Source organism: Thalassospira permensis NBRC 106175, assembly GCF_000714555.1.
Classification (GTDB): domain Bacteria; phylum Pseudomonadota; class Alphaproteobacteria; order Rhodospirillales; family Thalassospiraceae; genus Thalassospira; species Thalassospira xiamenensis.
Genome location: NZ_AUNC01000014.1, coordinates 46,515 through 67,548 on the forward strand (window position 1 = coordinate 46,515; position 21,034 = coordinate 67,548).

The window sequence follows — 21,034 nt, forward strand, 5'->3', positions numbered from 1 at the left end:
CGGTTTTGGCTTAACGATCTAATTTGCGAGAAGGAAGTCGATGAAGAGTTGTCTCGTCGTCGATGATTCGAAAGTCATCAGAATGGTGGCACGCCGTATCCTGGAAGAAATAGGATTTGCGGTCATTGAGGCTGTGGATGGGCAGGAGGCAATTGATCGATGCCTTGAAGCCATGCCAGATGCGGTGTTGCTTGATTGGAACATGCCGGTGAAAAGCGGGATTGATTTCCTGCGGGAACTGCGCGCAGCCCCTGGTGGTGATGAGCCCGTTGTCGTGTTCTGCACTACAGAAAACGATCTCGAGCATATCCAAGAGGCCATCACGGCCGGTGCGAACGAGTACATCATGAAACCGTTCGACAGCGAGATCATCCAGGCAAAATTTGAGCAGGTGGGTCTGATTTAAGGTTCCTGTCAGCGTCGCTGTGCATTTGCCTTGGTTTTTGGTCCGGTTGCTCTAACGGGAACGTCGGTACGTGGAAGACACGCCAATTCATCCACCCTATAAAGTCCTGATTGTCGACGATTCCGCAATCGTGCGTGGTCTGGTAACCCGCATGTTGCAGGAAGACGACGATATCGAGGTCGTCGGTTCTGTTGCCAATGGCGAAGACGCGCTTGGAGTCATGCGTCAGGAGATTGGTATCGAAGCGGTCGTTCTCGACATTGAAATGCCCGTCATGGATGGTCTGACGGCATTGCCCAAGCTGCTTGAAATCGATCCGACGGTTCGCGTGATCATGGCATCGACCCTGACCAAGCGAAACGCCGATATCAGTTTTCAGGCCATGACATTGGGGGCTGTCGACTACATTCCCAAACCGTCCTCGGCCAAGGACCTTAATGTTGGCGAAGGCTTCCGGGCCGAGTTGCTCGACAAGGTCAAGGCCTGGGCTGAACAGCGTCGCAAGATGCTGGGGGCGGATCAGGCACGGCTTGAAGAAATCCATGAAGAACAGGTCGTCGTTGACGATGCTGATACCGCCGAACGGCATGAAGAGTTGCCGGAATCTGCTGCACCGGAAGATGACACCTCCGCAACAGAAAAGCCCGCTGGCGATGCTCCGGCACCGTTCCGGGCCGAACTGTCGGCGGAGCATCAGATATTGCAAAAGCCCGGCCGGGTTCAGCGCAAACGGTTCACCGCTGAACTGCGTCCGCGTCCGACGCACCAGCCCGGTCGTCTTGGCCCGATGTCGACCCGCCCGATGCCTCAGCCCCAACATCCTCAGCACGTGCAGCCGGTATCCCCGGCACAGGGGCAGGGCAAAGAAGGCGGGGCCACGACCATTAACCGTGATGCGGCTAAACAACCAACCAACATGCCTGCGCGCGATCCGGGTCGTCTGATCCGCGAGGCGGCAATTGCAGCCGGTGATGCCAAGGCGACAGGCGCGAATGTCAAACCGTCAACCCGCCAGACATCGGGCGGTGCTGTCGGTGGTGGGGCAGTGGCGCGAAATGCGCCGGTCAAACAGGCACCACAACGTGCCGCCCCGGCCGCACGCAGCCCAGCCGCGGCGGTAGCGCGCGCCAAGGCGCCGACCGGTGCCGCTGCACCGGCGCCGGCAAAACGGGTGATCACGGGCGGACAGATCAGTCTGCTTCCCGAAAAACGGCTTAATGTCGAAGCGATTGCCATCGGAAGTTCGACCGGTGGTCCGCAGGCCCTGTTCGAGGTTCTGCGTGGTCTTGCCGGAGTGCGTCAGCCGATTTTCATTACCCAGCATATGCCTGCGACTTTTACCACGATCCTTGCCGAACACATCACCCGCCTGACCGGGCTTAAATGTCAGGAAGGCCAGACGGGCATGCAAATTCAGGGCGGACAGGTTTACCTTGCCCCCGGTGATTACCACATGGTGATAGAGGGCCGTGGCAACAGCAGGAAAATTGTTCTGAACCAGAACCCGCCAGAAAACTTCTGTCGTCCGTCGGTTGATCCGATGCTCCGCAGCCTTGTGGAAAGCTACGGTGGTAATATACTCACGGCTATCCTTACAGGTATGGGGCAGGATGGTATGCTGGGCGGGCGTGCTGTCGTGGGTGCTGGGGGGATGGTTGTTGCACAGGACGAGCAGACAAGCGTTGTATGGGGAATGCCCGGTGCCGCGGCACATGCAGGCATTTGTTCGGCGGTTCTCCCCGTGGGTGGCATCGCGGCCTATATCAAAAAATTTGCAGGGGGTCGTTAAGCCGAGATGATGAGGCCGGAAGACTTCGATTTCGTCAGCAGACTTATAAAGTCAAAATCCGGGCTCGTTCTGAGTCAGGACAAGACATATCTGCTCGAAAGCCGGCTGATGCCGATTGCACGCAAGCGCGGGCTTAAGGACCTGACCGAGCTGATCGCGGCATTGCGCGGCGGTGACCGCGTGCTTGTCGAGGAAGTCGTCGATGCGATGACAACCAATGAAAGTTTCTTCTTCCGCGATACCAAGCCGTTTGACCAGTTCCGGCATGTCGTTCTGCCGCACATGATCAAGGAGCGCGCGTCAAAGCGCCATCTGCGCATCTGGTGTGCGGCGGCGTCTTCGGGGCAGGAACCCTATTCGCTGGCGATGATCCTTGAAGATTTCAAATCCCAGCTTTCCGGCTGGCGGGTTGAAATTATCGGAACCGATATTTCGCGCGAAATCCTGACCAAGGCGCGTGCTGGTTTGTATTCCCAGTTTGAAGTTCAAAGGGGACTTCCGATCCAGCTTCTGGTCAAATATTTCCAGAAGAAAGAAGACCAGTGGCAAATCTCGCAGGAAATCCGCTCCAAGGTTCAATACAAGGAATTCAACCTGCTTGAGGATTTCCGGCCGCTGGGTCAGTTCGATATCGTCTATTGCCGCAACGTTCTGATTTATTTTGATCAGCCAACCAAGACAGATGTGCTGGCGCGTATATCGGCATTGATGCCCGATGATGGCTTCCTGTTCCTTGGCGGGGCGGAAACGGTTCTTGGGATTTCCGACAAGTTCAAACCGCTTGCGCGTCAACGCGGCATCTATCAGTTGAATCGTCCGGGGGCACCGGATGTCGATGTTTCAGCGCTTGAGAAAATTCAGGCGGGTGCCAGTGCGGCGGCTGGGGCGGCGAGTGGTACCGCTACAGGCGGTGTTGCGTTTCCCAAGCCGAAACATATGCAAACTGCCACTGGTGGTACGACCGCCAGTGCAGGTGCCGGAGCCACAGCCCCGCCACGTCCCGGGCTTTCGACCGGAACCACGGCACGCCCCACGACCCCAACGGGCACCGGCACAGCAACCCGTCCGTCAACAACGGGAACAACCGGGACTACCGGCAGCACATATTCACGTCCTTCAACCGGCACTACCGGGACGGCGGGATCGACATATCGCCGTCCACTGGGCACAACAGGCACCGCCGGTTCAAGCGGCACGGGCAGCACTCCGCCCGCAAGGCCGTCAACCGGAACCGGCAGCACGGGCAGCGGAACAACCCGCCCGTCCACGACCTTTGATCGGTCGCGCTTTGGCAAGCCGGAAGACAAGAAATAGAAATCAGGATGGTTGCCGTGTAACGCGCACCCGCCAAAAGCAAAACGCCCCGACGATCCATCGGGGCGTTTTTGACTTCGTGCGCAGCGGAACGCGATAAAGTTCGTTGCGTTCAGGCGGCAGCACTACTGTTTACATCCGGATCGCGCAGGACATAGCCCCGGCCCCAGACTGTATGGATGTAGTTGTCACCCTTGGTGGCTGACTGGATTTTCTTGCGCAGCTTGCACACGAAAACGTCTATGATCTTGAGCTCCGGCTCGTCCATACCACCATAGAGATGGTTCAGGAACATTTCCTTGGTCAATGTCGTGCCCTTGCGCAGCGACAGCAATTCAAGGATGCCATATTCCTTGCCGGTCAGATGCAGCGGCGATCCATCAACATCAACCGTGCGTGCATCAAGGTTCACATTCAGTCTGCCGGTGGCAATCATCGATTGTGCGTGGCCGCGCGACCGGCGAACGATCGCCTGAATGCGTGCCAGCAGTTCAACCTTGTCAAACGGCTTGGTCAGATAGTCATCCGCGCCAAAACCAAGGCCTTTGACCTTGTCTTCGGTTTCGGTCAACCCCGACAGGATAAGCACCGGGGTTTCAACGCGTGCGTCGCGCAAACGTCTGAGAACTTCATAGCCGTCGATGTCCGGCAGCATGAGATCCAGAAGAATAATATCGTAGTCATACAATTTACCGATCTCGAGGCCATCTTCCCCAAGATCCGTGGTGTCGACAACCATGCCCTCCGATTTCAGCATCAACTCGATGCTGTCAGCAGTGGCGTTGTCATCTTCGACAAGCAGCACCCGCATGTTCCGCTCCGTTACCGTGTTCCGCAAAAAATCCGTGTTAATCCGGCTAATTTCGACAAGCGCCCCAACGATTGCCGTGTGGAATTTTATTCCATTCCGTTAACGATACGTTGCTTTGCGACTCGTGGCAAGCAGGCGAGTCGCATGTTGTTAACTTTTTTTCATCGATAAAGGCAGATGGTGCGGGGAATGTGAAGTTTCCCAACGGTTTGCGCCGTTAACGACCATGATTGCCGATACCGGATTTTTAATGACAATTCCGCATATACGGGTTTTTAATACCGTTTATGCCACTTATATCTGGTGCGACGCGGTCGAATTTGCCACCCTTTGACATGGGACTGCGATAAAATTCCCGATCGCATCACATATCGGAACCCATCAAACAGAAAAGCGCAAACGTGTTCCAGATTGGCCGAAATATTGTCGCCGAACTTCGCCGCATTCCAGATTACCGGACTGTCGGGCGGGTAACGGCTGTTCTTGGCCTGCTGGTTGAAATTGGCGGGGTCGAAGGGGCGCTTTCGGTGGGGGATCGTTGCAAGGTCAAACGTCGTGATGGTGTGGCCGTAATTTGCGAAGTCGTTGGTTTCCGGAATGAACGAGCACTTTTGATGCCGTTCGGGATGCTTGACGGCATCGGGATTGGCTGTGAAGTCGAACTGGCCGACACCCAACCGCAAGTCTATCCCGATGAAAGCTGGCTGGGGCGTGTGGTCAATGCGTTCGGCCAGCCGGTCGATGGCAAGGGCCCGCTGACCGAAGGACCGACACCATACCCGATCCGCAATGCACCGCCATCGGCCCATTCGCGCCAGCGTGTGGCGGGGAAGATTGATCTGGGTGTGCGGGCGATGAATACCTTTCTCACCTGCTGCCGGGGGCAGCGTATGGGCATCTTTGCCGGGTCCGGGGTTGGTAAATCCAGTTTGCTGTCGATGATGACCCGCCATACGACATCCGATGTTTCGGTTGTCGGCCTGATCGGTGAACGTGGCCGCGAAGCCCGCGAATTCATCGAAGACGATCTGGGCGAAGAAGGCCTTCGCAGGTCTGTTGTCGTGGTTGCCACGTCGGACGAGCCGCCATTGATGCGACGTCAGGCTGCCTATATGACCATGGCGCTGTCGGAATTCTTCCGCGATACCGGGCGTGACGTGCTGTGCATGATGGATTCTGTGACCCGTTTTGCCATGGCGCAACGCGAAATCAGCCTTTCGGTCGGCGAACCACCCGCGTCAAAGGGCTATACCCCGACGGTGTTTGCCGAATTGCCGCGCCTTCTGGAACGTGCCGGGCCGGGCGGGCCGGGGCAGGGATCGGTGACCGGCCTGTTTACCGTTCTGGTCGACGGGGATGATCATAACGAACCGATTTCCGATGCGGTGCGTGGTATTCTTGATGGCCACGTCGTGCTGGACCGCGCAATCGCCGAACAGGGTCGGTATCCGGCGATCAATATCCTGCGCAGTGTTTCGCGTACCATGCCCGGATGTAATAGCGAGTATGAAAACCAGATCGTTTCGCGCGCCCGTCAGCTGCTGGCAACCTATGAAGACATGGCGGAACTGATCCGTCTGGGGGCCTATCGTCTGGGGACGGATCCCAAGGTGGACGAAGCCATTCATTACTTCCCGCTGATCGAGGAATTCCTCAAACAGCGTAAAACCGAATGTACCCGGCTGGCCGATGGTTATGCCGAATTGGCACGTCGTCTTGATCTGGCACCCGTCCAACAGGAAGTCCCGGATGCAGGTGGCCAACCGGCAGCCAACCCGCAGGGCGCAACCGTTATGGAACGCAACCGGCTTCGCCCGCAGGTCAATAGCCGTTCAACCGCGACGAATGCGGGTAATGATCTGAATGCGGCCAAACGTGCGCTTCGCCGCGATCAGCAGTAATCACATGATCATGCTGATGCCGCATCCGCCATATTTCAGGTAACTGACCGCGATGGCCAAAGATTTCAAAACACTGATCCGCATGCGCAAATGGGCGCTGGATGATAAACGCCGCGAACTTGGCGAAATGCAGGGCATACTGACCAATCTTCTGGCGGAAAAGGATGCGCTTGAAAAGGCCGTGATAGCCGAGCAGAAGGTTGCCGCCGAAAACCCCGAACTGGCCGGTTTTGCCTATGGCCCCTTTGCCAGTGCCGTCGTGTTCGAGCGCGAAGCACTGGTAAAGCGGATCGCAGAACAGGAAGCCAAAATCGACGCGTTCCGCGATGAGGTCGCGGATGCGTTCAAGGCCGTCAAGACCGCGGAAATCGCCGAACGCAACCGTGTCGAAGCAGAACGCGCCGAAGAAGATCGCAAGGAACAGGCCGAACTTGATGAAATCGGTGCACGTTCGGCAACGCGTGATGACGGTCTGATCTAAGCCTGATCAGGCTGAAATATCCACACCCGTGTCAACACCCGTCACCGCGCGAAGTTCATCTGGCATCAGGGAAAACACGGTTTTGGGTGTGCCCGCGGCCAGCCAGATTATCTTTTTCGCAAGCAGCTTTTCATCAATCAGGGTCTCGACCGGGCCGACATGTCCAAAGGGCGGAACACCGCCGATGGCGTAACCGGTATGGGTACGGACTTCGTTGGCATCTGCCTTGCGGATATCAAGGCCAAGCAGATGGGCAACCTTGGTTTCATCCACCCGGTCGGCACCGTTCATGATGATCAGTACCGGTTTGTTGCCTTCGGTCATAAAAACCAGTGATTTGCCGATATCACTGACATCGCAACCAATGGCCGCCGCGGCATCCGCGGCCGACCGTGTGCCATCAGGGAATTCGAGAACCTTGACATGGCCAAGGTGGTGATTGTTGAAGGCGTTCTGCAGGCACGAGGGCGGTGAAACCTGTTTCATTTGGTTGCTCCCAGCTCTTTGGCTTTGCGTTTACGTTTCTGATTGATCAGATTAAGCGTCTCGACACCCAGGCTGAATGCCATGGCGAAGTAAATGTAACCTTTTGGAACATGGATTTCGACACCGTCAAGCAGCAGGACAAACCCGACCAGAATCAGGAAGGCCAGCGCCAGCATTTTGACCGACGGGTGCTTTTCGACAAAATCGCTGATGGTGCCGGCTGCTGCCAGCATGACGAGAACCGACAGGACAACCGCGATCATCATGATCGAAAGATGATCAACCAGTCCAACCGCCGTAATCACGCTGTCGAGCGAGAATATCATATCAAGCAGCATGATCTGGGTGATGGTCATCGCAAAACTCGACATGATCTTGCCGGGGCCGTGTTCTTCGGGTTCGTCAATTGTATGGTGAATTTCCTTGGACGCCTTGGCGATCAGGAACAGGCCACCGATAATCAGAATAAGGTCACGTCCGCTGACTTCCTGCCCGAAGGCGGCAAACAGCGGGGCGGTCAATTCCATCACCCAGGCGATACAGGCCAGAAGCACAAGCCGCATGCCCATCGCCCCGATAAGGCCGATGCGACGAGCCGATTTCTGTTGATTTTTCGGGAGTTTGGAAACAATCACCGACAAGAAAACGATGTTATCGATGCCCAGTACGATCTCAAGCGCGGTCAAAGTAGCAAGCCCCATCCACATATGCGGATCTGTGACCCATTCAAACATGATCTTTTCGTTCCTATGTCACGGGTGCCAAAACCATCGGCAGAGATTAAGCCCAGACACCTGCCATCTAACGCAAGCGTGAATTGATTTTAGACTGCCAAGGTTGGAAAAATGATGGCAACAAAAACAGACAGGTATCGCCGATGGTGCCAGATTGCTTCAATCAGGTAGTATTGATCGGCCCTTCAGCAACAAGGATTTCCAGTATGCGCGCTTTTTTCGCCGGTCTGAGCATCGTCACCGGCCTTGTAATGGCCATGGTATCGATGCCCGCAAAAGCCGACCCGGCCCCCGATATCGGCAATTGGCAGTCGGTTCTTGATCAGGCGCGCGGCCAGACCGTGTATTTTCATGCCTGGGGTGGGGAGCCGCGCATCAATGATTATATCGCGTGGGCGGGTGCCCAGGTGCAGGAACGATACGGTGTGAATGTCGTACAGGTGAAACTTTCCGACACGGCCGATGCAGTGGCAAAGGTGTTGTCGGAAAAGACGGCTGGCGTCGATGATGGCGGGGCGGTCGATATGATCTGGCTGAATGGTGAAAACTTTGCCGCCATGAAACGCAATGACCTTCTGTTTGGGCCGTGGGCCGAACAGACGCCGAATTTTGCCTATGTCGATGTCGAAGGCAAGCCAACCGTAATCAACGATTTCACGGTGCCGACTATGGGCCTTGAAGCACCGTGGGGTATGGCGCAGGTCAGTTTCTATTACGACACCGCACGCCTTGATAGCGTACCGAAGTCAGCCCAAGCCTTGCTGGAATGGCTGGTGAAGCATCCGGGGCGGTTTACCTATCCGCAGCCGCCGAATTATATGGGCTCGACCTTTCTGAAACAAATCCTGACCGAGCTGGTTGAGGATCCGAAAGTTCTGCAACAGCCCGCCAATGAAACGGACGCCAAAAAGGTTCTGGCACCTCTTTGGGGATATCTCGAAGACTTGCAACCGCTATTGTGGCGCAACGGGCAGGCCTATCCACAAAATGGTGCCTCGCTACGCACGATGATGGCCGATAACCAGATCGACATCGCGTTTTCGTTTAGCTCGGGCGAAGTCTCATCGGCAATCGAAGCAATGGAGCTGCCCGATACAGTCCGATCCTATGTGTTTGACAAGGGTACGCTTGGCAACACCAACTTCGTTGCCATCCCCTATAACGCATCGGCCAAGGCCGGGGCGGTCGTGCTGGCCGATTTCCTGATGTCACCCGAAGCCCAGCTGCGCAAACAGGACCCGCAATACTGGGGAGCCGATACGGTACTTGCGATGGATAAATTGCCAGAAGACATGCAAAAGGCCTTTGCCGATCTGGATCTTGGCATTGCGTCTCTGTCGCCTTCCGAACGTGGCACGGTTCTGCCGGAACCGCATCCAAGCTGGATGGAACTGGTTGAAACAGAATGGCAGAAGCGCTACGGCGTGGTGCAATAAGCCCAAATGCTCCGGCTTTTCCCGGCTTTTACCCTTATCCTGATGATCGGCCCGGTTTGTGCCGGGCTGATCGGGACGATGTTACCGGCATTCGGGTATCTTCCGGCGCTTGGCGGCGATGTAATATCGATTGATCCTTGGCAGGATTTGATCAATCAGCCAGGGCTTGGCATTTCGATCCGGTTGTCATTGATCAATGGTTTGATCGCAACACTGATCTCGTTTCTGGTTGTCATACTGTTTTGCGCCGCATGGCAGGGAACGCGGATTTTTGGTGTGATGCAGCGATTGCTGTCCCCGATCCTCTCAGTGCCACATGCAGCCGCGGCCTTTGGACTGGCTTTTCTGATTGCACCAACCGGCTGGATCGTTCGGGCGGTCGCGCCGCTTGCCGGATGGGAACGTCCACCCGATATTGTGACCTTGCAGGACCCGTTGGGGATTGCCCTGATTGCCGGGCTGGTTGCCAAGGAAATTCCGTTTTTATTGTTGATGACGCTGGCGGCCTTGCCGCAGGCAGATGCCGACCGGACGCGCCAGGTGGCCTTGACACTTGGATATGGTCGCGTGGTTGGCTGGCTTAAAGCCGTTCTGCCACGGGTCTATCCACAAATCCGTTTGCCGATATTGGCGGTGCTGGCCTATTCGACCTCGGTCGTTGACGTCGCGATGATCCTTGGCCCAACAACACCCGCACCGCTGGCGGTGCGTATTCTTGGTTGGCTATCCGATCCGGACCTGTCGCGGCGTTTTCTGGCCTCCGCCGGGGCCATGTTGCAATTTGTCCTTGTAATGATCGCGATGGCGATCTGGTGGGGTGGGGAAAAGCTTGTGGCGTGGTGGGGGCGTGTATGGGCCGAAGGCGGCATGCGCGGGCGACGCGATGATACCGTTCGAAGCTTTGCCGCCGTGACGGCAATCCTCTCGTCGGCTGCGGTGTTTCTGGGCCTGGCAAGTCTTCTGGTCTGGAGCTTTGCCGGGTACTGGTCCTTTCCGGAGTTTCTGCCACGCAGTTTCAGTCTGCGTCTTTGGATGCGCGAATATAACATGTTAGGTGCGGCACTTTGGACCACACTGATGATTGCGGTTCTCTCGGTCGGGGGGGCGATTACCCTGGTTCTGGGATGTCTTGAAAACGAAACCCGCCGGTTTCAAGATCCGGGGCAGGGGGCGATGTTATTGATTTATCTGCCGCTTTTGATGCCGCAAATCAGCTTCATGTTCGGGCTTCAGGTGTTTTTTACCGGCATCGGGCTGGAACGAACGTTGATTTCCGTCGTGATCGTTCATTTGATCTTTGTGCTGCCCTATATCTTTCTCTCACTTGCCGATCCGTTTCGCGCCCTTGACCCTCGATATTTGCAAACTGCCTTATGCCTTGGGGCATCACCGGCGCGGGTGTTCTGGTTGGTGCGCTTACCATTATTGACCCGCGCGGTTCTGACCGCCTTTGCGGTCGGCATTGCGGTCAGTGTCGGGCAGTATCTGCCAACCCTTTTGATCGGGGCGGGGCGATTTGCGACGGTAACGACCGAGGCGGTAGCACTGGCATCAGGCGGAGACCGGCGAATGATCGGGATTTACGGGCTTTTGCAAATGATCCTGCCGTTTGCCGGTTTTGCCCTGGCCCTTCTGATCCCGGCGGTTTTGTTCCGCCACCGGCGCGGCATGGGAAGCCGAAACAGGATATGATCAGCCGATGAACAGCACATCAGCCCGCAATAATACCCCCGTCACAGGGCTTGAATTACGCCGGGTTTTCATTCGCCTGAACGGGCGTGTGCTGGTTGATATTGATACCATCATCACACCGGGCGAGATCGTGACGCTGATGGGGCCGAGTGGTTCGGGAAAATCAAGTCTGCTGGCCTATATTTGCGGAACCTTGCCGGTGGGCGGAACCGCCGGGTTTGATGTCAGCGGGCAGGTTGTTCTGAATGGCCGGGGGCTGGATGGTCTGGCACCACAGGATCGCCATGTCGGTATCCTGTTTCAGGATGATCTTCTGTTTCCGCATTTATCGGTTGGCGGCAATCTGGCGTTTGCCCTGCCATCAATTGTTCGGGGGCGGTTAGAACGCAGAACGCGTATCGAGGACGCGCTGGAAAGTGCGGGGCTTGGTGGTTTTGCCGACCGTGACCCGGCGACATTGTCCGGCGGGCAGCGTGCGCGTGTCGCCCTGATGCGGGTGTTGCTGTCCGAGCCCGGCGCACTTTTGCTCGATGAACCTTTTTCAAAGCTTGATACCGAGTTACGGGATCAGATCAGGACATTTGTTTTTGAACAGGCGCGGTTGCGTGGTTTGCCAACTCTGATGGTGACCCATGATCCCGATGATGGGGCGGCAGCCGGCGGCAGGATCGTAAATCCGGTATAGCATGCACGCGGTTCTTGCATGATTTTCGGGCTGGTCAATCGGTGCGTTTGGTCCTAAGAGAAGCGCACCGCAAAGAATTGTCTTGGGCCCGAAACACGAAGTCAAAGGCCCATGCGGCATTGGAGAATGTCGTGAATGTTTCCAGAAGAAATGTATGCGATCGTCCCGGATGCGCTTGATCGTGCAACCTGTGATCGACTGATTGACGGATTTTCGCAAGAACTTGACGATGGTGGCCTTGTTCAGGGCCAGTCGGCAAGCCATATCCGCCGGTCACAGATCACCTGGTTTAACGAGACACAGGAACCGGCCGTCATGCGCCGGATCGTTGACATGGTTGCGGATGTAAACCGCAATGTGTTTGATTTTTCTTTGTCGGAATTCGCCGAAGATGCACAGATTGCCTGCTATGCCGGGGATCAGCGCGGTCACTATGACTGGCACAGCGACGTTGGCGCATCCGATATTGCACGCCGTCGCAAACTGACCATGGTGATCCAGCTATCCGAACCCGACCAGTATGAAGGCGGTTTGTTGCAGCTAAACCCGGCGGGGCATGTTTTTGATGCGCCGATGGAACGTGGCACGGCGATCTTTTTCCCGAGCTTCGTTCTGCACCGCGTCGCCCCGACGACAGCGGGCCTGCGTTATTCGCTTACCCAATGGGTGCATGGAACGCCTTTCCGCTGATCAATACCGTTCCAACCGGTCCAGAAGGCGTGGGTTGTGCCATTTCGGCTGCCGGTCTTCGAGTGCGGCTTCGTGGTGCTGGACGCTGGCATTGTCGGCCTTTTGCTTGTCAAGGCGCAGATTGATCCAGCGCGGAATGATTTCGTTGTTGAAATCTTCCATGAGAAGCACGGCTGCGGTTTCGAAATTATCAAACGGGATACGCGCGATTTCGGCGAAATATTCCGCGAGGCAATCGGGTTTTATGATCAGGCGGTCCGGGACATAACGCAAGGTCATACGGGCCGGAAACACGGTTTCGCATCCGCTCAGTTCGCTTTGCAACGTCACGACATAATCAAGCTGTGCACCGGGATTATGTTCTGTCAGCAACAGGTTTCGACGTTCAAATATTTCCAGCATCAGGCCTACCTGCGTTTATTCGTTTGATAATCAAGATTACCCCCACCTTTCGGGAACGAAAAGGCTTCTTTTCCGGGTCAGGTGGGGCGAATGGCCGCTTATGCGTCAATCCCGCGATGCCGGTTGACAACTGCTTCGTTGACCGGCGGGGCAATTTCAACAAAGCGCGAGCCATCCTGAAAAATCAGGTGCCCCTTGTAGCCGGAGATTTGCAAAGCCTCGCGGAAGATGCCGCGAATATCGTCGCGATTATCAGATTGCAGTGGATTTTCAGTGCGCACGATCAAATCGAACTTGCTGTCTTCGCCTTTGACCAGACCGTCAAGCTGGGTGTGGCCGACTTCGCTGAAAGACAGGTCGAGCAGAAAGCGCGTGCCGGGTTCTTCCCTTTCGCCTTTCTCGTTTTCGTCGTCGCCATGTCGCCATGCCAGACGAACCTGTTCGATTCGTTCCCCCATCTGAAACGGCATCGGCATCACACGCCAGCCATCCGGGCGTTCGTCGGCGGCCATGCCCCGCAATCTGCTGAAATCGCCTTCGAGCTTTTTAAGAATATCGTCGCCGTTCCCGTCAATCGATGACAGGCTGTTGCTGGCGCGATCCCCCAACCAGCCGCGTGCTGTTCCCCCGGGGCCGGTCATGGCGGCAAAAAAGAACATCATCGTGGTGGTCAGTTTCGGTCCGGCCTGCGGAATATTGTTCAACAGAGCCGCTGCCGCGCCCGGATCGTGTTGTGCCAGTGCGGTCACCGCCTGCTGCAAACTGCCCCAGTCTCGTGACAGGGCTGCGTTCTGCCCGCGTGCAATCAATTCTGCCTCTGTCATCGGAGGGGCTTGAGTGCCGCGTCCGGCGGCGGTATTGGCATCGACACTAAACGACAGGGTCGCACCAACCGGGGCTGGAACCGGCAATTTGATGCCGACAACACCGGCAGATGTGCGAAGGGCGGTAAAGCCGTTCGGCAACATCCGGGCTTCGGCGCTATCGGGTGGCAGAACCGTCCCGGTCAGCACCAGCGGGGTTGCTGTTCCGGCCCCACCTGTACCGCCTGCGACAACCTGACCTGAGATACTCGCACCCGATGGCGTTCCCAGCGCGCCGCCGGTTGTTATAGCGGGTGTCATGGTGCCCGTTGCATTCATGTTGGCAATCTGGGCGGCCTTGCCGGCACTGACGGCACCCTGACCGACAAAGATAACCTGTGTCTGGCTTCCGGCGGGCAACTGACTGCCATTGGGCAGGGTCAGGCTGCTTGTTGTGATGGCGTTAAAGGCCTGGCCGGGGATCAGAACGTTGCCATTGATCCCGGTGGTCGGCAATCCGCCGCCAGTTCCGGTTGTGCCCGGTGTCAGCGTTTGCGGCAGCACCTGAAGGCGAAGGGCGGCTGCGGGATCGCTGCCCTGCTGCGGCTGTCCCTGGGGCATGATCCGCACCCAAAGAAAGTCCCCCAGATTGGTTGGAAGGGGTGTTGGCAGTTTTATATTAACCTGCCCCAGACTGGTCAGAAGAGTCAGTTCATTACCCGAACGCGACTGAACAGACGCCTGAAGCAGGCTTTCGACCGGCAGTTTTGCAATGGCATTGGCGACCTGCTGGGCAGCACTGACCTGAGAAGGCGGCTGTGGACTACCCGATGCCCCGCCGGCCGTCGCACCGCCCTGACCGCCAACGGCAGTGCCTGGTGTTACGGCTTGTGGCGGGAGAGTCATGGCGTCAGCCCTCCAGCAGCTTTTGCGTGATCGCTTCCATATCGTGGGCGGCATCGCAATTGGGATGGCGCATCAGAAGCGGGGTCTGTGACCGAATGCATTCGGAAACACGCGGATCGGCACGCACAACACCCAGAAGCGGCGGGCTGATTTTCAGGAAACCTTCGCAGGCTTTAAGAAGCTTGTTGTAGATCGCCTCGCCTTCCTTGCGGTCCTTGGCCATATTGACCACCACCCGGATATCGGTTTTGGGTCGCGCCATATGTGTGACCTTGATAAAGGCATAGGCATCGGTCAGCGATGTCGGATCACCGTTGGTGATGACAATCACCGTATTGGCAAGGCTGGTCATCTGACGCACACCCTGATCAACACCCGCGCCAAGGTCGATCAGGACCTTGTCGTAACTTTTACCGGTCTGGATTAAATCATCGGATAGGGCCTGAAGACGGGTCACGGGCAGATTGGCAAGACTGCCCGATCCGCTGCGCCCGGCAATGATGTCAAAGCCGCCATCGGGGAAGGGGGTTACGGCATCGCGCAAACCGATCCGTCCGGAAATCACCCCGCCCAGATCATGTTTGGGCATCAGGCCAAGCTGGATGTCGATGTTGGCAAGGCCAAGATCACCATCAAACAACAGGGCTTTTTTGCCTTCGCGCACCAGCGAATGGGTCAGGGTAATGGCAAACCAGGTCTTGCCCACGCCCCCCTTGCCAGATGCGATGGCAAGGACGTTGCGGCCTTTGGCGCGCGGAGCAGTTTTGGATACTTCATCAGACTTGGCAGTCATTTCACGACCTCGGAGAAACTCGGTTTCGCGTTCTCGGCGCGATGGGACGGTATCAGAAGTTTGGCCAGGGCGACGGGGCTTATTGCGGTTAGACCGTCTGCGACCTGGGCCGTCATACTGACATTGCAAAGGGAAAGATTTCCTGAATCTGCACCGTATAACGCGCCGCCAAGGCGCGATGCAACATCCAGTCGGGAAATCACCATGCGCGCAACGCCGCAATCGGCAAAGGCATTGGCGATATCGGCACATTCGTCGGCATCAATCCCGGCGGGATTGACCAGTACGGGTTCGCTTGGCACAACGGACATGAAATCGCCCAGTGCCTTGATGTCGGCATCGACATAGGGATTGCAGCTTGCCGTGTCGACCAGAACCATGTCGGCATCCCGCATACGGGCAAACTGGGCTTTGAATTCTTCGGGTGTTTTGACCAGTGACAGATTGATGTTCAGGATACGGGTGAATGCCTCAAGCTGGGCCACACCGCCTGCGCGTTTGTAATCGGTGGTCAGAACCGCGACTTTTCGCTTTTTCATCACTGCACGGGCAGCAGTTTTGGCAACCGCCAGCGTTTTGCCGCAACCGGGCGGGCCGACAAAGGCCAAGGCACGCGGCGTGTTTTTTTCCGGCAACGGCGAAAAATCAAAAATCTCGTCCAGTGCCGATGCCAGTAATTGCTGTGCGGTAGTGGCACCGCTTTCGCGGCCCATAAGATCACAAAGCCGCAAACGCAGCCGTTCGGGCAGATTATGACGGAGAAGGGCTTCTTGTGCGTGATCAAACAGTTCCTGATGACCCGGAGGGCCTTGATCCGCGATATCGAAATCCAGATCCGGATCACGATCAAGGGCCGCGGTCAGCCGCACGCCCGTGCCCGGAATATCCTGGGTCGATACGATAATGGCATCCGATCCCATATGCTCTTTGACCAGTGCCATCGCCTCGGTCATGGTCGGGGCGCTGAACGTCTTAAGGCGCATATGCTGTCCCCTCGCAACGGATCATCATATCTGCCCCATGGTTTTGAGTTGGGCCTTGGGATGAATTTCATTTTGCGACATGACAACCGTGGTGGGCCGGAATCGTTCGACAATGGATCGGACATAGGGACGAATGCCGGGACTGGTCAAAAGAACCGGGCTTTCGCCCATCATGCCAAGTCGCTCGAACGTGGTGCGAACCTTGTTGATAAATTCCTGAAGCTGGCTTGGCGGGATCGAAAGTTGCTTTTCCTCGCCAGAGCCGACCAGACTTTCGGCAAATATCTGTTCCCACTGCGGTGACAGGGTCACCAGCGGGATCACGCCATCATGGTTGGTATTCACATCCGACAACTGTCGTGCCAGGCGGGAACGCACATGTTCGGTCATGAAGGTCGGATTACGCGTAAAGGCGGTGGATTCCGCAATTCCTTCAAGAATGGTCGGCAGATCGCGGATCGATATGCGTTCGGTCAGAAGGTTTTGCAGAACGCGCTGAACCCCGCCAACGGAAACCTGACCCGGTACGATGTCTTCGACCAGTTTTTTCTGGTCGTCGTCGAGCTCGTCCAGAAGCTTCTGGGTTTCGGCATAGGACAGAAGTTCGGGCATGTGGTCCTTGATCACCTCGGTAATATGGGTGGTGATCACGGTTTGCGGATCAACAACGGTATAGCCACGGAACATGGCCTCTTCCTTCATGCCCTGTTCGATCCACATGGCTGGCAGGTTGAAGGTCGGTTCCATGGTTTTTTCACCGGCAAGGGTGATTTCCTCGCCGCGCGGATCCATGACCAGCAGCATGTTGGGGCGAAGGTCGCCACGGCCGGCCTCGATTTCCTTGACGCGCAGTACATAGGTGTTGGCGGGAAGCTGCATATTGTCTTGAATACGCACACTGGGCATGACAAAGCCCATATCGGTCGCCAACTGACGGCGTAGCGCCTTGATCTGATCGGTCAGTTTCTGGCCGCGTTCGGTGCTGATCAGCGACAGCAGGCCATATCCCAGTTCAAGCCGCACATAATCCATGCGAAGCGCATTGGCGATCGGTTCTTCGGGTGGCGGGCCTGCGGCATCCGCGGCGGTCTGGGCTTCTTCCATCTGGGCGTTGGCGGCGGCTTCTTTCTGTTTTCGGCCCAAATGCCACGCAAGGTAGCCCAGCACAATCGCCAGACCAAGGAACCAGACCATCGGAATACCTGGCAAAAGCGACATGCCGGCCATCATCGCCGAGGCAACACCAAGAGCTGCGGGGTAATTGCTTACCTGTCCGAAAACGGCCTTTTCAGTTGCGCCGTCAAGGCCGCCCTTGGTGACCAGAAGGCCAGCGGCCGTCGAGACGATCAGGGCGGGAATCTGCGACACCAGACCATCGCCAACAGTCAGGATCGTGTAGGTTTCAGTGGCTTCGGCCAGTGATAGGCCCATCTGGGCGGTGCCGATAATAATGCCGCCGATCACGTTGATGAAGGTAATCAGGATACCAGCAACCGCATCACCGCGGACGAATTTGGATGCACCATCCATGGAACCGAAGAACGAGCTTTCGTCTTCCAGTTCCTTGCGGCGAGCCTTGGCCTGCGCTTCATTGATCAGACCCGATGACAGATCGGCGTCAATCGCCATCTGTTTACCGGGCATGGCATCAAGGGTGAAGCGTGCAGCGACTTCGGCGATACGACCGGAACCCTTGGTGATAACCACAAAGTTGATGATCACAAGGATGGCAAAAACAATAATCCCGATCACGAAATTGCCCGAGATCAGGAAACTGCCGAATGCCTCGATCACCGCACCGGCAGCATGGGTGCCTTCGTGTCCGTGGCCCAGAATCAGACGCGTGGTTGCAATGTTTAGCGCCAGTCGAAGCGACGTCGCGACCAGCAGGATCATCGGGAAAGAGTTGAATTCCAAAGGTTTCTGGATGAATAGCGACGTCATCAGGATCAGCACCGAGAAGCTGATCGACAGGGCGAGCAGGAAGTCGAGTAGCCAGGGCGGCATCGGGAACATCATGACCACAAGGATCAGGATGAAGCCAAGCGCCATGGCGATATCGCCACGTTTCATGGCCGACCGGACGCGTGACTGGATACCAGCCATATTCAGGCCGCCCGCACTTTGGGGGCCTTGTGACCCGTCAGATCCTGCCGGTGTGATGTCTCGACCGTCGGCCATGTTGACTTCTGGTTACCCTATGTTGCGCGATCCCGGGAATGCATCCCTTGTTCTGATATGGGGTGCACCGGTCGTTTTGTAATAATCAGTCCTGACCATTGCCAGGTTGCGGCACGGCAAGGCCTTCGTCGGTATATTGACGAAGCTTGTTGCGCAGTGTGCGGATCGAAATGCCGAGAATGTTTGCCGCATGGGTGCGGTTGCCAAAGCAATGTTTCAGCGTATCGATGATCAGATCGCGTTCGACATCTGCAACCGTGCGACCGACCAGGGCTGCCGTGACCGATGAATCCGCGTTGGTTTGATCGGCGCTATCCGCATCATGGTCGATCGGTGCTGCCGGGCAGGGTGCTGCATAATCGTCGTGATGATCAGGCAGCGGGGCAGGTGCGTATGGTGCCTGCTGTGCCGGGGGAACCGGACGATAGGCCGCACCACCATAAGCCGCATTGGCATTGGCATAGGCCGAACTTGCGCGGGACGGCGCACTGGGGGCTGGCTGCGAAGGAGCCGGGGCAGGTGCCGCTGTTTCGGGGGGCGGAGCAGACTGCCAGCCCGGTTCGCTACTTCCGGCACCCGAAAGCATGATGGCTTCAGGGCCGATTTCCGTCGGACCGGCAATCAGGACGGCGCGGTGCATGGTATTTTCAAGTTCGCGAACATTGCCACGCCAATGATGGCTACGCAAACGCGTGATTGCCAGCGGACTGATCGGGCGGATCGGTACATCGTTGGCTTCGGAATATTTTTTAACAAAAAATTCCGCCAGAACTGGAATATCGTCAGGCCGTTCGCGCAACGAAGGAATATCGAGATTGACGACGTTCAGGCGGAAATAAAGATCTTCACGGAAGTTGCCCGCATTGACTTCGGCCTCAAGATTGCGGTTCGAGGTCGCAAGAATACGGACATCAACCTTGACCGGGCTTTTACCGCCCAGACGGTCGATTTCCTTTTCCTGAATGGCGCGCAGCAGCTTTGCCTGAAGGCGGACATCCATTTCGCTGATTTCATCAAGCAAAAGGGTACCGCCATTGGCTTCTTCAAACTTTCCGATGCGTCGGGCCTGTGCGCCGGTAAATGCACCTTTTTCATGGCCAAACAGTTCGGATTCAAGAAGGTTGTCGGGAATCGCGGCACAGTTCACGGCAACGAATGGTTTGTCCGCCCGGTTGGATTTACGATGAACAAAGCGCGAGATGATTTCCTTGCCGGTACCGCTTTCGCCCGTAATCAGGATGGAGGCGGAACTGTTGGCGACCTGGGTTGCGAGACGAAGGGTTTCCGCCATGCGGGCATCGCGATGGATCAGGGCATGGCTTTCTTCGGTGACGGCCTCGAAGATGGCGGCAATCAGGTCGGCTTCGGGGGGCAGGGGGATGAATTCCTGGGCACCGGCCTTGATGGCATTGACCGCACCATTGACGTCATTGCCGATGCCACACGCGACAACCGGGACATTGATCCGTTCACGATGCATGGCTTCGATCAAGGCTGCAACATCAAGGGTGATGTCAGCCATGACAAGATCGATCCGGTTGCCTGCGCGCAGGATATTCAGCGATGTCGTGACACTTTCGGCCAACTGGACTGTTGCGCCGCGTGCCATCGCGATCTTGCTGGCTGCGCCGATCTGACCGCCCAGTCCACCAACGATCAATACCTGCATAGTCTCATCTCTTTCCGCTTCGTTCCCAATGGCAATTTCAATTGGTGGGTTTCACCGATCAATCGAAATAGCTGACCCGTTTTGACGGGGGCAGGATGGAGTTGATCAGCATTTCCAGACGACGGGGGTTTTCCTGTCGCCCGATGGAGACGGCCCCCACCATATAGACCGAATTCAAAAGTTCTTCTTCGCCCGAGTTGCGTTCAAGTTTGGCAGCAAGCGGCATAAAAACCATGTTTGCCAGAACAGCACCATAGAAAGTCGTCAGAAGGGCAACTGCCATGGACGGCCCGATCGAGGACGGGTCATCAAGGTTGCCAAGCATCTGCACCAGACCGATCAGTGTCCCGATCAGCCCCATGGCCGGTGCGATATCGCCAGCCTTTTTCATGATGTTCGCACCTTTCTGGTGGCGACCGATGGTGGCGTTCATGTCCTTGCGCATGATGGCTTCGACTTCTTCGGGTGGTGTGCCATCGACGACAAGCGACAGTCCCTTCCAAAGATATTCCTCGCTTTGCAGACTGTCGAGATGCCCCTGAAGCGATAGGACCCCGCCTTTGCGGGCGATTTCAGCCAGTTGCAGGATTTGCAGGGCAGCATCGGCAGGGTTGCGCGATTTGTGGAAAATCGTGCGCATCAGAACCTTGCCAGCCCCCAGGAATTCGCCCAGCGCAAAACACACAGCGGTAATCGCAGCCGTGCCGCCGATCACGATCAGAACGGATGGAATATCAATAAATGCCCCGGGCGATCCCCCCAATACGATCGCCGCGATAATAAGCGCGAAGCCAATAGCCAGCCCCGCAACCGTCGCGATATCAAACGACGTTTTAGTCCCCCCGTCCGCCATACCCGCTCATCCTCTCAAA

The 21,034-nt window shown here is 56.6% G+C and carries 19 protein-coding genes; 9 read left to right on the forward strand and 10 right to left on the reverse strand.

Annotation, left to right across the window (positions count from 1 at the left end):
• Positions 1-40 precede the first annotated feature (40 nt).
• From SMB34_RS09470 to SMB34_RS21550, 3 genes are all read left to right on the forward strand, one after another.
• Positions 41-406: a response regulator gene (locus SMB34_RS09470; RefSeq protein WP_007091317.1), complete on the forward strand. Its 366-nt coding sequence runs from the start codon at positions 41-43 to the stop codon at positions 404-406.
• 70 nt (positions 407-476) lie between these two features.
• Positions 477-2,195, forward strand: coding sequence for a chemotaxis protein CheB (locus SMB34_RS09475; RefSeq protein WP_037989513.1), 1,719 nt, complete (start codon positions 477-479; stop codon positions 2,193-2,195).
• A 9-nt stretch (positions 2,196-2,204) separates the two neighbouring features.
• Entirely contained in the window at positions 2,205-3,509 is a 1,305-nt protein-coding gene (locus SMB34_RS21550; RefSeq protein ID WP_338057850.1) for a CheR family methyltransferase, read from the forward strand.
• Positions 3,510-3,621: 112 nt separating this feature from the next.
• Here SMB34_RS21550 and ctrA read toward each other — a convergent pair whose 3' ends face one another.
• Positions 3,622-4,320 carry a response regulator transcription factor CtrA gene (gene ctrA, locus SMB34_RS09485; protein WP_007091320.1) on the reverse strand — a complete coding sequence of 233 codons (699 nt, stop codon included), beginning with the start codon at positions 4,318-4,320 and terminating at the stop codon, positions 3,622-3,624.
• A gap of 401 nt (positions 4,321-4,721) precedes the next feature.
• Here ctrA and fliI point away from each other — a divergent pair, with 401 nt between their 5' ends.
• Together fliI and SMB34_RS09495 are read left to right on the forward strand one after the other, a co-directional pair.
• Positions 4,722-6,221 carry a flagellar protein export ATPase FliI gene (gene fliI / locus SMB34_RS09490; RefSeq protein ID WP_037989516.1) on the forward strand — a complete coding sequence of 500 codons (1,500 nt, stop codon included), beginning with the start codon at positions 4,722-4,724 and terminating at the stop codon, positions 6,219-6,221.
• 52 nt (positions 6,222-6,273) lie between these two features.
• Entirely contained in the window at positions 6,274-6,702 is a 429-nt protein-coding gene (locus SMB34_RS09495) for a flagellar FliJ family protein (RefSeq protein WP_037989518.1), read from the forward strand.
• A gap of 6 nt (positions 6,703-6,708) precedes the next feature.
• On the opposite strand, the gene SMB34_RS09500 is transcribed toward SMB34_RS09495, so the two are convergent.
• Both SMB34_RS09500 and SMB34_RS09505 read right to left on the reverse strand, forming a co-directional pair.
• Positions 6,709-7,188, reverse strand: a complete 480-nt coding sequence (locus SMB34_RS09500; RefSeq protein WP_037989520.1) for a YbaK/EbsC family protein — start codon at positions 7,186-7,188, stop codon at positions 6,709-6,711.
• Positions 7,185-7,922, reverse strand: coding sequence for a TerC family protein (locus tag SMB34_RS09505; protein WP_037989522.1), 738 nt, complete (start codon positions 7,920-7,922; stop codon positions 7,185-7,187). The genes SMB34_RS09500 and SMB34_RS09505 overlap by 4 nt, the downstream gene beginning before the upstream one ends.
• Before the next feature lie 206 nt (positions 7,923-8,128).
• Here SMB34_RS09505 and SMB34_RS09510 point away from each other — a divergent pair, with 206 nt between their 5' ends.
• The 4 genes from SMB34_RS09510 to SMB34_RS09525 all read left to right on the forward strand — a co-directional run bounded on the left by SMB34_RS09510 (position 8,129) and on the right by SMB34_RS09525 (position 12,425).
• A complete protein-coding gene (locus SMB34_RS09510) occupies positions 8,129-9,358 on the forward strand; it encodes an ABC transporter substrate-binding protein (protein WP_051682217.1) in 1,230 nt (409 codons plus the stop codon).
• 6 nt (positions 9,359-9,364) lie between these two features.
• Positions 9,365-11,050, forward strand: coding sequence for an ABC transporter permease (locus SMB34_RS09515; RefSeq protein WP_037989523.1), 1,686 nt, complete (start codon positions 9,365-9,367; stop codon positions 11,048-11,050).
• Between the two features lie 7 nt (positions 11,051-11,057).
• Entirely contained in the window at positions 11,058-11,735 is a 678-nt protein-coding gene (locus SMB34_RS09520; RefSeq protein WP_037989525.1) for an ATP-binding cassette domain-containing protein, read from the forward strand.
• Positions 11,736-11,870: 135 nt separating this feature from the next.
• Positions 11,871-12,425, forward strand: a complete 555-nt coding sequence (locus tag SMB34_RS09525) for a prolyl hydroxylase family protein (RefSeq protein WP_037989526.1) — start codon at positions 11,871-11,873, stop codon at positions 12,423-12,425.
• On the opposite strand, the gene SMB34_RS09530 is transcribed toward SMB34_RS09525, so the two are convergent.
• The 7 genes from SMB34_RS09530 to SMB34_RS09560 form a co-directional block, all read right to left on the reverse strand.
• The gene (locus SMB34_RS09530; RefSeq protein ID WP_007091331.1) at positions 12,426-12,827 is read right to left on the reverse strand and encodes a hypothetical protein; all 402 of its coding nucleotides are present in this window, start codon (positions 12,825-12,827) and stop codon (positions 12,426-12,428) included.
• Between the two features lie 98 nt (positions 12,828-12,925).
• Positions 12,926-14,536, reverse strand: a complete 1,611-nt coding sequence (locus tag SMB34_RS09535; RefSeq protein ID WP_037989528.1) for a hypothetical protein — start codon at positions 14,534-14,536, stop codon at positions 12,926-12,928.
• A gap of 4 nt (positions 14,537-14,540) precedes the next feature.
• Positions 14,541-15,329: a MinD/ParA family protein gene (locus SMB34_RS09540; RefSeq protein ID WP_037989531.1), complete on the reverse strand. Its 789-nt coding sequence runs from the start codon at positions 15,327-15,329 to the stop codon at positions 14,541-14,543.
• Positions 15,326-16,312, reverse strand: coding sequence for a flagellar biosynthesis protein FlhF (locus tag SMB34_RS09545; RefSeq protein ID WP_007091334.1), 987 nt, complete (start codon positions 16,310-16,312; stop codon positions 15,326-15,328). Before SMB34_RS09545 ends, SMB34_RS09540 begins: the two co-directional genes overlap by 4 nt.
• A 24-nt stretch (positions 16,313-16,336) precedes the next feature.
• Positions 16,337-18,493, reverse strand: coding sequence for a flagellar biosynthesis protein FlhA (flhA, locus tag SMB34_RS09550; RefSeq protein ID WP_007091335.1), 2,157 nt, complete (start codon positions 18,491-18,493; stop codon positions 16,337-16,339).
• 85 nt (positions 18,494-18,578) lie between these two features.
• Positions 18,579-20,162, reverse strand: a complete 1,584-nt coding sequence (locus SMB34_RS09555) for a sigma-54-dependent transcriptional regulator (protein WP_007091336.1) — start codon at positions 20,160-20,162, stop codon at positions 18,579-18,581.
• A gap of 58 nt (positions 20,163-20,220) precedes the next feature.
• Positions 20,221-21,015, reverse strand: a complete 795-nt coding sequence (locus SMB34_RS09560) for a motility protein A (RefSeq protein ID WP_007091337.1) — start codon at positions 21,013-21,015, stop codon at positions 20,221-20,223.
• Positions 21,016-21,034: the final 19 nt, after the last annotated feature.